This is a genomic window from Campylobacter parajejuni (assembly GCF_046764905.1).
Classification (GTDB): Bacteria; Campylobacterota; Campylobacteria; order Campylobacterales; family Campylobacteraceae; genus Campylobacter_D.
In genome coordinates this window covers 233,564-247,733 of sequence record NZ_JBKORB010000001.1, presented here as the reverse complement: position 1 = coordinate 247,733, position 14,170 = coordinate 233,564, and the positions used below count along the sequence as shown (strand labels likewise).

Genomic DNA, 14,170 nt, shown 5'->3' with positions numbered 1-14,170 from the left:
ATTCCAAAATCATAGCATTTAAAGCTTTAATTAGTCTTTTTATTTTATACTTTTAATTTTAAAAATATTTACAGAAAGAGAGAAATTTATGGGACGAGCGTTTGAATACCGCAGAGCTTCTAAGGAGGCTAGATGGGATAAAATGAGCAAACTTTTCCCCAAACTTGCTAAAGCCATACAAGTAGCAGCCAAAGAAGGCGGAAGCGACCCTGATATGAATCCCAAGCTAAGAAGTGCCATAGCCACAGCCAAAGCAAATAATATGCCAAAAGACAATATAGACGCTGCTATCAAGCGTGCAAGTGGCAAGGACGGGCTTGAAATAAAAAATATCCATTATGAAGGCAAGGCTCCGCACGGAGCTTTGGTTATAGTTGAGTGTATGAGTGATAATCCTACACGCACGGTAGCTAATGTAAAAGCAATTTTTAGTAAAAATGGCGGAGAAGTGCTACAAAATGGCTCTTTGGGTTTTATGTTCGCTAGAAAAGCGGTTTTTCATCTTGAGAAATTCACAGGGGATTTGGAAGAATTAGAGCTTGATTTGATTGATGCGGGGCTTGAAGAATTAGAACAAAATGAAGAAGAATTGGTAATTAGCGGGGATTATACAGCTTTTGGTGAGCTAAGTGTGGCGATAGAGACTAAGGCTTTGGTGTTAAAAAAAGCAGGGCTTGAGTATATACCCAACAGTCCCGTAAGCTTTAGCGAAGAACAGCTTGTAGATATAGAAAAACTTTTAGATAAGCTTGAAGATGAAGATGATGTTCAAGCTGTTTATACCAATATCAATTAAGGAGAAAAGATGATAAAAACAATAGACACAAGCAAGGCAAATGAGTATAAATTTGCCCTAATCAAAACAGAAAAAGGCACGATGAAGGTAGAGCTTTTCGCAGATGAAGCACCGCAGAATGTTTGTAATTTTGCGAATTTAGCTAAGGAAGGATTTTACAAGGATTTGAATTTTCACCGCGTTATTCCTAATTTTGTCGTGCAAGGAGGCTGCCCACACGGCAGTGGCGTAGGCGGACCCGGATATGAAATCATTTGTGAATGCGACAATCAGAGCAAAAAGCACGAAAGAGGCACACTTTCTATGGCACACGCAGGACGCGATACGGGCGGTTCGCAATTTTTCATCTGTCATAGCCCCCAGCCTCATTTAGATGGTATCCACACCATATTGGGTCGCATCAGTCCTAGAGAAAGAGAAAGTTTAAAGGTCTTAGACTCCATCACTCAGGGTGATAAAATTTTAGATATTGAAATTTGCGATAAAATTTAAATTTTAAACTCTCAAATTCTGCAAATGCTAGTTATAAATTTAACTAGCAAAATAGGATTAACAAATAATTTTACTTTAAACTTTTTTCTTTATAATTAAGCTTTTATTTTAATAAAATGTAACAAAATTACAAGGAGTTTTTGCTATGAAAACCAAGTTTTCACTTATTTTAAGTGCTTGTCTTCTTTCATCATCACTTTTTGCTAAAAATACTGATGATGAAATCACTAAGCTACAAAAACAGCTTGCACAAATTCAAGCTGAGTTGAAAGAAATTAGAAAGGAAAGAGAAGCACAAACCAAGCAAAATGAAGCTGTAAAAGCTGAGCTTGCTGACCTTAATGATAGAGCTGATGAGACTGAATTTCAAGCTGCTTTAAGCAAGGTGAAATTTGGGCTTGAGTTCTCAACTGCACTTTCTAATACTAATTATAAAATTAGTGGGGCTGATTATAGTGCAAATAATAAATGGATGAATGAGCTTCATTTAAATATGAACGCTGATATTAACGAAAGAACTAAATTCTATGGTCGTTTGTCTATGGCTAAGAATTGGTCTCAAATGGGTTGGGCGGGAACTCCGCTTGATTTGGATGCGGGTAGAAATCCTAGAACAAGTGGTTCTGTGCTGTATGTGGATAGAGCCTATCTTGATTATTACATCACGCCTGAGTGGATTGCAACCATAGGAAGACAACCCGGAACCGATGGACCCGGAAGCAATCTTAGAAATAACGCTCTAAGACAATCAACTTATCCGGCTTTAGCTATCAATGTTTTAGGCGATGCAGCTGTTTTAACCTATAAGCCTGAATATTTACAAGAGCATAAGGTAGCTATTCGTGCTGCTTATGGCAAAACCTATCAATGGGACAGCGAAAGTGGCAAGGTAAGAGACTGGATGGATGACCAAAAAGATGCCGATGCGAATCTTTACTATGCTTCAGTAGAAGGAGAGCTTCCTATTGAAGGTATGGGTGAAAATCTTGTTATTTTCAATGTGGCTCATATGACAGATTTTTCTTTGCCAATTCCTGAAATTGCAACGAATGGAATGGTTTTATTGCCATCAGATGTTTATAATCTAGGCGACTTAACCCTAGCCAATATCCATTTTGAAAACTATAATACCTTTGGAACAAATTTAAGCTGGTTTGCATCTTTAGGATATTCTAGTGGAGCAAATGCTCACACTTTAAGCTCAATGGCTCCTGTGCAATCTCAACTGGCATTTAATGAAAAAGACGGCTATGCTGCACATATCGGTGCTAGATATGATTTTACTAAGGCTTTGAAATTGGGCTATGAATTTTTCTATGGTAGCAGATACTGGTATACTCTAAGTCGTCCAAGTATCAATGACCCGCTTAATATAAGAATGACAAGGGGAACAGCTCATGATATTTATGTGATTTATCAGCTTGATAGATACCAATTCTTAAGACTTAGTTATACTAATATTCAAAATACTTGGGGCAATCGTGGCTTACCATTTGGGGGAGCGAAAAAAGACAAGTCAAGAGCGGACAATATTATGCTCATGTATAATGTGAAATTCTAAGGAGCAAAAGATGAGAAAAATACTTTTTGCAAGTTTATTACCTAGCCTTGTTTTGGCTGATTGTGCAAGTTTGATGGCAAAATACGAAGCTCCGGAGCCTGAGTCAAAAACAATGAAACAAGTTGAACGCTGGGTTAATAAAAAAGTAAGCGACCCTGCTGACGCTGCTGTTTTAAAAGAGTGTATGATAGCACGCGCAGCAGATAATCCAAACCAAGTTTCGGTTGCGGGTAAATAGCATTAAATGCGGTTTTCACGCCGCATTGTGTCGTGGCTAATATGCAAGAGATTATTTCTTTTACCGTAGAGAGTGCTAGTGCTTGGGGATACTTAGGCATTATTATTTTAATGACCTTAGAAAGTTGCTTTATACCCTTTCCTAGTGAAGTGGTAATGATACCTGCTGGGTATTTAGCCCACAAAGGTGAGCTTGATATGACTCTTTGCATACTTAGCGGGACTTTAGGTTCTGTTTTGGGAGCTTTGATTAATTATTATATTTGCTTTTTTTGGGGCAAAAATTTTGTCTTAAAATGGGGCAAATATTTTGGTATAAATGAAGCCAAATTTGCTAAATTTGAGAATTTTTTTAATAAACACGGCGAATTTTCAACCTTTACTTGCCGTCTTTTGCCCGGAATTCGTCAGTATATCTCTATGCCTGCGGGTTTGGTAAAAATGAAGCTTTTTAATTTCATACTTTTTACCGCTCTTGGAAGTGCGATTTGGGTAGCTATACTTGTATTTTTAGGTTTTTATATAGGGCAAAATGAAGAATTGATTAAAACTTATTTGACTCAAATTCTTATCCTTATAGTTATTTTTGTATTTTTAGCAAGTTTGCTTTATATTAAAATCAAAAAACCTTTTAAAAAAGATTTAAGCTAATTATGCAAAAACCCTATATACAAGAACTCACTGATTTTTTAATCCTTTACACCACAACCCTTTTGAGTGCTGGAACTTACACAGCTAGAGTGGCAAAATGTGTAGGAAGAATAGCCGAAGTTTATGGCTATGAGATAAATATCAATTTCTTTTTTCATCATATCACTTTAAATGTCGTAGATAAAAATGATAATTCCATTCAAAGAACTTATGTTATTCCTAATCATCACGCTCATATTAATTTCAAACTCATTTTTGAGCTTAGTGCCTTAAGCTGGGCTATATATGACCATAAATACGAGCTTGAAAAGGCAAAAAGGGTTTTTGAGCAAATTTCTAGGCAAAAAAAGTATTCTTATTGGTTTAATCTTTTATTTGTTTCTGTGGCAAATTCAGCTTTTTGTAGGCTTTTTGGTGGAGATTTTGGGGCGGGAATTTTGGTCTTTTTTGCGACCTTTTTAGGACTATTTTTAAGATTTGTTTTTACTAGGGTAAAGATTGATTTAAGAATTCAATATGTTCTATGTTCTTTTATTTCCTCTTGGTTTGTGTTTTTTGGACTAGATAGAGGCTATACAAGCACTGCTGATGTGGCTTTGGGTTCGAGTATTTTATATCTCATACCCGGAGTATTTTTTATCAATTCCGTGATTGATATATTAAAAAATTATATTTTAATGGGGCTTAGTCGTATTATTAGTGTGGGAATTTTGGTTTGTTGTATAGCCTTAGGCATTTATATGACGCTAAGCATTTCGGATTTTGGGATTTTAAAATGATAGAAGTGATTTTAAAGGATATGTTTTTTGCTGCTTTAGCGGGATTTGGCTTTGCCTATGCTTGTAATCCCCCTTTAAAAACCCTGATTTTATCAGCTCTTTTAGCGGCTATTGCTCACGGCTTTCGCTTTGCTTTGATGGAGTATTTTCATTTTCAAACCCTAGCCATTGCGACCTTTATAGCTTCTTTTTTCATAGGTTGTTTAGGCATAGCTTTAGCCAAGCTTGTTAAAACTCCTGCTGAGATTATAGCCTTTCCTGCTCTTATTCCTATGATACCGGGAATTTATGCTTACAAGGCGATTTTATATCTTATTTCTTTTATACGCAGCGATGATTTGACAGCTAAGGCTGAATTTTTGGTGCAATTTTTTGATTATTTTTTTACCACTCTTTCGGTAACTTTAGCTTTAGCTGTTGGGGTGAGTGTTACCTTGCTTATCTTTTTTGAGCAAAGCTTTATGATGACTAGGCATTTGAAAAAACATTAAAGCTTGTTGTAAATTTGTTTAATCTTTCTTTTTATAATTTTAAATCAAAATTTAAAAAAAGGTATTTGTATGTTATGTCCTGTTTGTAGCGTAGATTTGATTATGAGTGATAGGAGTGGGGTGGAGATTGATTATTGTCCAAAATGTCGTGGTGTGTGGCTTGACCGCGGTGAGCTTGATAAAATCATAGAACGCTCTAATGGGGCAAATTTAAACCAAGCTCCAAGAGGACACTCAAATTATAATCATTATAGCCCACAGCACCAAGAAAGTCATTATAAAGAAGGCTATTATAAAAAGAAAAAAAGAGAAAGTTGGTTGGGCGAGCTTTTTGACTTTTAAACTAAGATTTATCCTTTTTAGTTTAATATTTCGCAAAAAAATTAAAAAGGATAAGAATGAGCCAATACCTATCCCACACCCCCCTTTATCACAAAGCTTGTAATCATTCACACACTCACGGACACACCCACGAGCATACTCATACTCACGAACACCACCATCACGCTGATGCTAGGAGTATGGATAAAAAAATTCTTAAAATTTCGCTTGTGATGACTTTTTCTATGATGTTGGTGCAGTTTATTTACTCCATACTTTCAAATTCTTTAGCACTCTTAAGTGATACCTTGCATATGTTTTCGGATGTCTTTGCTTTGGCTCTTAGCTTTTTGGCTATACTTGCTATTGAAAAATTCAAAGACGAGCAAAAAACCTTTGGATATTTTCGTCTTGAAGTTTTAGTGGCTTTTATCAATGCTTTAACCATTATTTTATCCGCTCTTTTTATCATTTATGAAGCCATAGAAAAATTGTTTAATCCTGTTCAAATTGATGTAAAAACTATGATGATAGTTGCAATTATTGGCTTTTTAGTCAATGCTTTTAATGCTCTTTTGATGTTTAAGGGAGCGAATTTAAATAATGTCAATATGAAATCCGCATTTTTACATATGATAAGCGATTTACTAGGTTCTTTGGTGGTTATTGTAGGTGGTGTGGTGATGTATTTTACGAATTTTTTCTATATTGATACCCTTTTAGCTTTAATACTCTCTCTTTTACTCTTAAGATGGTCTATAAAGCTTTTAAAACAGAGTATAAATATTTTGCTTGAGAGTTCTCCTGTGGATATTAAAAGTGTAGAAAGGCTTATTTTAAAACACCAGCAAGTAGAAAAAATCACAGATTTGCATGTGGTTGAGATTACAAATAAAATGTTTGTAGCTAGCTTGCATATAGAGGTAAATATACAGAGCATTAAGGAATTTGAAGTGCTTTATAAAGAGCTTTCTAAGGAGCTTTTGGAGCATTTTAATATAGGGCATATTACCATACAGCCTAATTTAAAGGAGTAAAAAATGCAATTTAGAGTGAAAAATGTCAATTGTGCAAGTTGTGTGAAGCTGATTAAAAACTCACTGGAAGATGAATTTGGAAAAATAGAAGTGGATTTGGAAAATCAAATTTTAAGCTTAGATTTAAAAGAAGAAGATAAGGCAAATTTTACAAAAGAATTTCAGGATTTAGGTTTTGAAATTGTAGAGCGTTTATGATGGAAGAATTTCGTCTTAAAATAGGAAAAATGACTTGTGTCAATTGTTCTAATGCCATAGAAAGAGCTTGCAAAAAGCTTGATGGGGTTGAAGATGTTAGTGTTTCTTATGTGAATTCTAGTGGGGTTTTTTTGCTTAAGGATATGCAAAAACGCAAGGATATTATCACAAAAATTCAAAATTTGGGCTTTGAAATTTTAGAAGATGAGCAAAATTTGATGGAATACAGGGCAAAAAAACATTTACAATTAAGAAAAAATTTGCTTTTAAGCATAGTTTTAAGTGCGGTGCTTATGTATTTTGAAATGTTTGTTAAAAGTTCTTTTTCGCAAAATATACAGATGGTGCTTAGTTTTTTTGGGATATTTTATTGTGGTAGGGATTTTTTCATTCACGCTTTTTTAGGTCTTAAAAGCAAAAATTTAGATATGAATACCCTAATCGCTTTAGGGACTTTGAGTGCTTTTGTGTATTCTTTTTTGGCGTATATGCAAATTTTTAAAGAAGAAGATTTGTATTTTAGTGGTGCGATGATGATTATTTCTTTTGTGCTTTTGGGGAAATATTTAGAAAGCAAGGCTAAACTTAAAGCACAAGCTTATCAAAGAAAACTTGAAAAAATAGATACAAAAAAGGCAAGAATTTTACTTGCAGATGAAAAAGTTGAAGAAATTTCAAGCTCTTTTGTCAAAAGTGGTGATGTGCTTTTGGTAAAAGAAGGAGAAAGCATAGTCGCAGATGCAGTGGTGCTTAAAGGCAGTGCCGAGCTTGATATGAGTTTTTTAAATGGGGAGTTTTTGCCTGTTTTAAAAAAAGAAGGCGATGAGGTGCAAGCGGGGGCTGTGATTTTAAATGGCACTTTGAAAATTAGAGCCAATAAAAAGGCTATGGATAGCACTTTAGAGCAGATTAAAAATCTAGTTTTTGAAGCAGGAAATATCAAAAGCCCTTTGGCAAATTTGACTGATATTGTTTCTAAATACTTTGTAGGCACTCTTATTTTTTTTGCTTTTTTAGTTTTTGTTTTTTGGGCGATAAGAGCGGATACAAATACAGCTTTTTTATACGCTTGTGCGGTGCTTTTAATCTCTTGTCCTTGTGCCTTAGGGCTTGCTACTCCACTTGCTTTGGTGGTGGCTAGCTCTAGTGCGGCAAAAAATTTTATTTTGATTAAAAACCCTGCCGCTTTAGAAAAATTAGCCCTAATCAACTATGCTTTTTTTGATAAAACAGGCACATTAACCCGCCCAAATTTAAATATTTTTAAACACAATCTTTGCGAAAATGATTTTAAAAAATTATGCGAAATCGAAAGTTTAAGCTCTCATCCCATAGCCAAAGCCTTAAATCAAAATAAAATTTATGATTTAAAAGGCGAAGCTAAGATAATTATGGGTTTAGGCATAAGTTATAAAGAAAATGATGATGAGTATTTAATAGGAAATGCGGAATTTTTACACAAAAATGAAATCACAACCCAAAAAACGGATACATTTTTTGACTCTTTTAAGGGATATATTAGAGTGTATTTTGCTAAAAATAAGCAATGCTTAGGGGGTGTTTTGTTAAGCAATGTGTTAAAAAAAGGGGCTAAAGAGCTTATATTAAATCTAAAAAAGCAAAATCTTAAAACGATTATTTTAAGCGGGGATAATGAAAAAAATGTAGAAAAAATCGCTAAAGAATTACAAGTAGATGAATTTTACGCAGAACTTAAGAGTGAAGAAAAATTACAAAGGATTAAGGAAGTTAAAAACACTCTTTTTATAGGAGATGGGATTAATGACGCTGCGGCTTTATCGGCTGCAAGTGTGAGTATGAGTTTTTCAAAGGCGAATGAATTGGCTAAAAAAACAGGGGATTTTATCTTGATAAAAGATGATTTATCGGCTATTTTTAAATGTTTTAAACTCGCTAAAAAAACACGCTATATTATTAAACTAAATCTTTTTTGGGCTTTTATTTATAATGCTCTTTGTATTCCCATAGCAGCAGGTTTTGTGCCTTTTATCACTCTAAGTCCCCATCTAGCAGCACTTGCTATGTGTTTTAGCTCTATTGCAGTGGTGTTAAATTCTTTAAGACTTAAAAATATTTAAATAATTTATTTTTCTATGCTAGGTTCTCCAAAACAATCTTTTAAAGCCTCTTTAAGTTCTTCTTGTGGGTCAAATTTTTTAGCCCCTTCTTTAAGCCTATTAATAGAGCTTTGAATATCTATGTTTTTGTTTTCATTGTTGGGCAGTTCTTGAGTTAAGGATTGGAGTTTGTTTTCATCAAGCTCTAGTGCTTTTTGCACTTTAATTTTAGCATACTCTCCAAACTTAGCCTTAAAAAGCTCTTGTATGAGTTTAAAGCCTTTATTGAGTGTATCGCGGTTTTGTCCTTGTGCGTTTGAGCTTATATTTAAAATATTATTTTCAAAGCTGATAAAGTTCGTGCTTTGTTTAAAACATTCTCCTAAATCAAAATCCCTATCATAAATGCTTTCAAGCAAAATTTCATAGGCATTTTTTTCTGTTTTTTTCTCAGGTGTTTTAGAATAGCTTAAGTTAGAGCTTGGTGGATTGGGGTTTGTTTTTGGTGTGATTTTGCTCGTGCTTATTTCTTGGATTTGTGTGTCAATTTCTTTTAAATGACTTGCTTCCATCATCATAAAAGCCATAACACAAAGTGTAAAACCATCATCATCGCAGAGCATATTTTTCGCCCTAGATAAAATGCGAAAAAATCTTTCATAAATGAGAGTAGAAAATTCTGTGCTTTTTGCAAAAAAGCTTTCTTTTAAATAAAAAAGCATTTCATCAATCACGCTTGAAGCTTCATAGTCTTGCAATTCTTCCAAATATTCAAAGACTTTTTCTTTGTCTTTTGTTAAAATAGCCTGATAAAAGGCTTTGATTTTTTCAGGGTCCAAAAAACCTAGCATATCAGTGATTTTGCTTGTGCTGATTTCATTTTGACAAAAAATAATGGCTTGGTCAAGCAAGGTTAAAGTATCTCTTAAAGAGCCATTACCGCTGCGTGAAATGAATTTCAAAGCTTCTTCTTCAAAGCTAACATTTTCCTTAAGTAAGATGGCTTTAAGATGATTTAAAATTTCACTTTGAGGAATTTGCTTAAAACGAAAATGCTGAGTGCGTGAAAGCACGGTAGCAGGAAGTTTTAAAGGGTCTGTCGTAGCCAGTATAAATTTAACATAACTTGGTGGTTCTTCTAGGGTTTTTAAAAGTGCATTGGCAGCTTGGGGGGTTAGCATATGCACTTCATCGATGATGAAAATTTTAAATCTAGCCATAGAAGGGGAGTATTTGGTTTGTTCGATTAAAATTTGTATATCTTCAAGCCCTCTATTACTGGCTGCGTCCATTTCTATAATGTCTATGTGTTTGCCTTCAAGGGCTGCAAGGCAGTGTTTGCAAGTGCCACAAGGTGTATCACTTGGTCCTTGCTCACAAACCAAAGCACGAGAAAAAATTCTAGCACTTGAGGTTTTCCCACTTCCTCTAAGCCCTGAAAAAAGATAAGCGTGAGCTAAACGGTTATGATTTAAGGCGTATTTTAAACTTACGCTAATGGTTTTTTGTCCTATGAGTTCATCGAAGGTTTTGGGTCTGTATTTAATCGCTAGTGCTTGAAGCATTTTCTACTCATTCATTATGGATAAAAGTTCTTCATTGTCTTTGGTTTTAAGCATTTTAGAATAAAGAAATTTCAGCGCCTCAACATCATCCATTTGAGAAATGGCTGAACGAAGAGCCCAAATTTTTTGAAGATTTGCCACGCCTTGAAGCAATTCTTCTTTTCTTGTTCCTGATTTGATGATATTAATGGCAGGATAAATTCTCCTATCAGAAATATTTCTATCAAGGACTATTTCGCTATTTCCTGTGCCTTTAAATTCTTCAAAAATCACATCATCCATTCTTGAGCCTGTGTCAATCAAAGCCGTGGCAACTATGGTTAAAGAGCCTCCATTTTCTATATTTCTAGCCGCTCCAAAAAAGCGTTTAGGTTTATGCAAGGCGTTGGCATCCACCCCACCGCTTAAGACCTTGCCAGAGCTTGGTGTGGCGGTATTATAAGCCCTAGCTAGTCTTGTAATGCTATCAAGCAAGATAATAACATCTTTGCCCGTTTCTACCATTCTTTTGGCTTTTTCTATGACAAGCTCGGCTACACGCACATGATTATAAGCAGGTAAATCAAAGGTTGAGCTAAAAACTTCGCCTTTTACACAGCGTTGCATATCGGTAACTTCTTCCGGTCTTTCATCAACTAAAAGCACGATTAAGTGCATTTGGGGATGATTTTTGGCTATGGCAGTAGCAAGTTCTTTCATCAGTTCTGTTTTACCTGTGCGAGGGGGTGCTACGATAAGACCTCTTTGACCCTTGCCTATGGGGGTAAAAAGGTCAAGAACGCGTCCTGTAAGCTTCATTGCATCATATTCAAGCTTGATTTTTTCTGTGGGAAAAATGGGAGTAAGATTATCAAAAAGCGGTCTTTCTTTAGCTTCTTGTAAAGGCAGATAATTAATCGCTTCGATTTTTAAAAGGGCGTAGTATTTTTCTTGGTCTTTTGGTTCTCTTACTTGTCCTGTAACAATATCGCCCACACGCAAAGCAAATTTTCTAATTTGCGAATTGGAAACATAAGCGTCATTGACACTATCGCTAAGATTAGAGTCCATACCCCTTAAAAAGCCATAGCCTTCAGAAGAAATTTCTAAAATTCCTGTAAAAAGTATAAAACCACCCTTTTTAGTTTGTGCCTTTAAAATTTCAAAAATAAGCTCCTGACGGCGAAATTCGCGTGGATTTTCGATTTCGCATTCATTGGCGATTTTAACTAGCTTTTCTAAATCTAGCAGTTTTAATTCTTCGATTTTATAACCTTCCACTGGGATGTGGGTTCTTTGATGTTGTTTTTTTTCCATAAGTCCTCGTAAGATTTAGCAGAATATTTTTGTAAAATGTGATTTTAGTAAAAAAATGCACTTTTTGTCAAATTTGTTTATAATTATAAAAAATATTTTTTAAAGAATGATAATGAAATGTGAGCATTGCAGATTAGACTATAAACAAGCCCAAATGATAGAGTATAAGGGAAAATTTTTTTGTTGTAAGGGTTGTGAGAGTGTTTGGGAAATTTTGCACGAGAGTGGATTAGATGAGTTTTATGAAAAGCTTGGAAATCAAACCTTAAATCCCATTAGTTTTCAAAAGGCGATGAAAAATTATGATGAATTTATCACTCAAACCAAAGAAGGCTTTAGTGAAATTTATCTTATGATTCACGGCATAGAATGTGCCGCTTGTATTTGGCTTAATGAAAAAATTCTAACCCAGCAAGAAGGAATTTTAGAGCTTGATATTAATCATCTTAGCCACAAAGCACGCATTGTTTTTGATGGGCAAAGTATTTCCTTGACGCAAATTTTAAAGCTCATTGAAAGCATAGGTTATAAAGCCAGTGCTTATGATGCGAGTAGGGCTTCTAAAAAAGCGGATTTGCTAAAAAGGGAATTTTATTCTAAGCTTGTAGTAGCCATAGCTTGTGTGATGAATATTATGTGGATAGCTGTGGCAAAATATGCAGGATTTTTTAGCGGTATGGATAAGGATACTAAGGATATTTTAAACTTTGCTGAATTTATTCTTTGTTCTCCTGTGCTTTTTTATACGGGTTCTCATTTTTATAAAAGTGCTTTTAAAACCTTAAAAATGCGTAGTTTAAATATGGATGTGCTAGTCATTAGCGGGGCGAGTTTGGCTTATATTTATTCTTTGTGGGCGATGTTTTTTAGGGTAGGTGAGGTGTATTTTGACTCAGTAGCGATGATAATTTGCTTTGTTTTCATAGGCAAATACCTTGAAATGTTTAGCAAAAAGCGTGCCTTAGATACCCTAGATGGACTGAATGATTTTTTGCAGAATGAAGTTTTGGTTTTTAATGGTAAGGAATTTGCTCCCAAACAGGTGCAAAAGGTTTGTGTGGGTGATAGAATTTTGCTTAAAACGGGGGATAAAATTCTCATTGATGGGCTTTGTTTAAGGGGCGAGGCGAGCATAGATAGCTCATCTTTAAATGGCGAGAACACTCCCCAGCTTGTGCAAAAAGGGGGTGCGATTTTTTCAGCTTGTATAGTGCTTGATGGAAGCGTGGAATACGAAGCAACAAAGCTTTATAAAGACTCAAAACTCAGTCAAATCATTGGGCTTTTAGAACTTGCTAGTGCCAAAAAAGCAAAACTTGAAAGCTTGGTTAATTCTCTTGCGGCTTATTTTTCAAGGGCTGTTTTGTGTGTGGCTTTTGTTTGTTTTGCCTTTTGGTTTTTTTATAAAGAAGCTAGTTTTGAGCTTTCTTTGGTTAATGCTATTTCTGTTTTAATTATCGCTTGTCCTTGTGCTTTGGCTTTAGCCACGCCCGTAAGCAATCTCGTGGCTTTAGGCAGGGCTTTGAAAAAACATATTTTATTTAAAAGCTCTAGCGTGATAGAAGATTTAAGCAAGTGTGATTGTGTGGCATTTGATAAAACGGGTATTTTAACTAAGGTGCAATTAGAACTTAAGGAAGTTTTTTTAGATAAAAGCTTAAATTTAGACGAGCTTTATAATTTTGTTAAACTTTCTAAACACCCCATTTCTCAAAATATAGCTTTGTATTTGAAAGAAAAGGGGGCTAAGGATTTAAATTTAAGCTTTGAAAAACTTTCAAGCATTCAGGCTAAAGGTTTGAGTGCTTTTTTTAAAGGAGAGTTATTATTGGGTGGAAGTTCAAGGTTTTTGCAAGAAAATGGCATTTTGACTAAGGAATTTAACCATACGCATTTTGTTTTTGCTAAAAAGGGCAAAATTTTAGCCTTTTTTGAATTTGATAGTGTTTTAAGAGAAGGTGCAAAAGAGCTTATAGCTTATCTTAAAAAGGAAAAAAAAGAGCTTATAATACTAAGTGGCGATAATCAAAAAGCGGTGGAAAAAATCGCTAAAGAACTAAAAATCCCTAATTTCAAAGCCTCTTGTTTGCCTGAGGATAAAATGCGTTTTGTAGAAGATTTAAGCAAAAATCATAGGGTCTTATTTGTGGGCGATGGGGTTAATGATGCTTTGGCTTTAAAATACGCCAGTGTTTCTATGAGCTTAAAAGAAGGGAGTGATTTAGCCATAGAAAGTAGCGATGTTTTGCTTTTGAAAAATGATTTATTTTCTTTAAAAAGGGCGATAATCTTAGCTAAAAATACTTTTAAAATCATCAAGCAAAATTTGGCTTTTTCTTTGCTTTATAATGCCCTTACCCTACCTTTAGCTTTTTTGGGTATGATAAATCCTTTATTTGCGGCTATTTCTATGTCTTTTAGTAGTATTATAGTCGTTTTAAACGCTTTAAGGATTAAAGAATGAATGCTGTGATTATGATGATGATAGGGGTTTCTATTTTAGCCTTTTTTATTATTTTAGCGACCCTGCTTTGGGGGATTAAAAACAAGCAATTTGACGATGATTATAAATTTACAATTTTAAATGATGATGAAGAAAGTCTTGTTGATGCTATTAAGCTTGAGAGGCGTAAAAAAGAAGCTTTGGATAAAAAAAGGCTTTCTTAAG

At 34.6% G+C, this 14,170-nt stretch carries 15 protein-coding genes; 13 read left to right on the top strand and 2 right to left on the bottom strand.

Annotated elements, in window-relative coordinates; genetic code table 11:
• Window positions 1–88 precede the first annotated feature (88 nt).
• The 11 genes from ACLL8X_RS01230 to ACLL8X_RS01180 all read left to right on the top strand — a co-directional run bounded on the left by ACLL8X_RS01230 (window position 89) and on the right by ACLL8X_RS01180 (window position 8,662).
• Window positions 89–796, top strand: coding sequence for a YebC/PmpR family DNA-binding transcriptional regulator (locus ACLL8X_RS01230; protein ID WP_411989131.1), 708 nt, complete (start codon window positions 89–91; stop codon window positions 794–796).
• 9 nt (window positions 797–805) lie between these two features.
• On the top strand, window positions 806–1,288 hold the full coding sequence (locus tag ACLL8X_RS01225) for a peptidylprolyl isomerase (RefSeq protein ID WP_411989130.1): 483 nt from the start codon (window positions 806–808) through the stop codon (window positions 1,286–1,288).
• Window positions 1,289–1,433: 145 nt separating this feature from the next.
• Complete coding sequence (gene omp50, locus ACLL8X_RS01220; RefSeq protein ID WP_411989129.1) at window positions 1,434–2,849, top strand: outer membrane tyrosine kinase; 1,416 nt, start codon at window positions 1,434–1,436, stop codon at window positions 2,847–2,849.
• 10 nt (window positions 2,850–2,859) lie between these two features.
• On the top strand, window positions 2,860–3,087 hold the full coding sequence (locus tag ACLL8X_RS01215; protein ID WP_411989128.1) for a hypothetical protein: 228 nt from the start codon (window positions 2,860–2,862) through the stop codon (window positions 3,085–3,087).
• A 41-nt stretch (window positions 3,088–3,128) separates the two neighbouring features.
• The gene (locus ACLL8X_RS01210) at window positions 3,129–3,737 is read left to right on the top strand and encodes a DedA family protein (RefSeq protein ID WP_411989127.1); all 609 of its coding nucleotides are present in this window, start codon (window positions 3,129–3,131) and stop codon (window positions 3,735–3,737) included.
• 2 nt (window positions 3,738–3,739) lie between these two features.
• Window positions 3,740–4,516: a threonine/serine exporter family protein gene (locus ACLL8X_RS01205; RefSeq protein ID WP_411989126.1), complete on the top strand. Its 777-nt coding sequence runs from the start codon at window positions 3,740–3,742 to the stop codon at window positions 4,514–4,516.
• Window positions 4,513–5,007 carry a threonine/serine exporter family protein gene (locus tag ACLL8X_RS01200; protein WP_411989125.1) on the top strand — a complete coding sequence of 165 codons (495 nt, stop codon included), beginning with the start codon at window positions 4,513–4,515 and terminating at the stop codon, window positions 5,005–5,007. The genes ACLL8X_RS01205 and ACLL8X_RS01200 overlap by 4 nt, the downstream gene beginning before the upstream one ends.
• Window positions 5,008–5,076: 69 nt before the next feature.
• Window positions 5,077–5,349: a TFIIB-type zinc ribbon-containing protein gene (locus ACLL8X_RS01195; protein WP_411989124.1), complete on the top strand. Its 273-nt coding sequence runs from the start codon at window positions 5,077–5,079 to the stop codon at window positions 5,347–5,349.
• 56 nt (window positions 5,350–5,405) lie between these two features.
• Entirely contained in the window at window positions 5,406–6,365 is a 960-nt protein-coding gene (locus ACLL8X_RS01190; RefSeq protein ID WP_411989123.1) for a cation diffusion facilitator family transporter, read from the top strand.
• 3 nt (window positions 6,366–6,368) lie between these two features.
• On the top strand, window positions 6,369–6,563 hold the full coding sequence (locus ACLL8X_RS01185) for a heavy-metal-associated domain-containing protein (protein ID WP_411989122.1): 195 nt from the start codon (window positions 6,369–6,371) through the stop codon (window positions 6,561–6,563).
• Window positions 6,563–8,662 carry a heavy metal translocating P-type ATPase gene (locus tag ACLL8X_RS01180; protein ID WP_411989227.1) on the top strand — a complete coding sequence of 700 codons (2,100 nt, stop codon included), beginning with the start codon at window positions 6,563–6,565 and terminating at the stop codon, window positions 8,660–8,662. The genes ACLL8X_RS01185 and ACLL8X_RS01180 overlap by 1 nt, the downstream gene beginning before the upstream one ends.
• Window positions 8,663–8,667: 5 nt before the next feature.
• Here the strand turns inward: ACLL8X_RS01180 and ACLL8X_RS01175 are convergent, their stop codons facing one another.
• Both ACLL8X_RS01175 and rho read right to left on the bottom strand, forming a co-directional pair.
• Window positions 8,668–10,206, bottom strand: coding sequence for a DNA polymerase III subunit gamma/tau (locus ACLL8X_RS01175; RefSeq protein WP_411989121.1), 1,539 nt, complete (start codon window positions 10,204–10,206; stop codon window positions 8,668–8,670).
• A 3-nt stretch (window positions 10,207–10,209) separates the two neighbouring features.
• The gene (rho, locus tag ACLL8X_RS01170; RefSeq protein WP_411989120.1) at window positions 10,210–11,502 is read right to left on the bottom strand and encodes a transcription termination factor Rho; all 1,293 of its coding nucleotides are present in this window, start codon (window positions 11,500–11,502) and stop codon (window positions 10,210–10,212) included.
• A 106-nt stretch (window positions 11,503–11,608) separates the two neighbouring features.
• Here rho and ACLL8X_RS01165 point away from each other — a divergent pair, with 106 nt between their 5' ends.
• Together ACLL8X_RS01165 and ccoS are read left to right on the top strand one after the other, a co-directional pair.
• Complete coding sequence (locus tag ACLL8X_RS01165; protein WP_411989119.1) at window positions 11,609–13,966, top strand: heavy metal translocating P-type ATPase; 2,358 nt, start codon at window positions 11,609–11,611, stop codon at window positions 13,964–13,966.
• Window positions 13,963–14,169, top strand: coding sequence for a cbb3-type cytochrome oxidase assembly protein CcoS (gene ccoS, locus ACLL8X_RS01160; protein ID WP_411989118.1), 207 nt, complete (start codon window positions 13,963–13,965; stop codon window positions 14,167–14,169). The genes ACLL8X_RS01165 and ccoS overlap by 4 nt, the downstream gene beginning before the upstream one ends.
• The last annotated feature ends 1 nt before the right edge of the window (window position 14,170 follow it).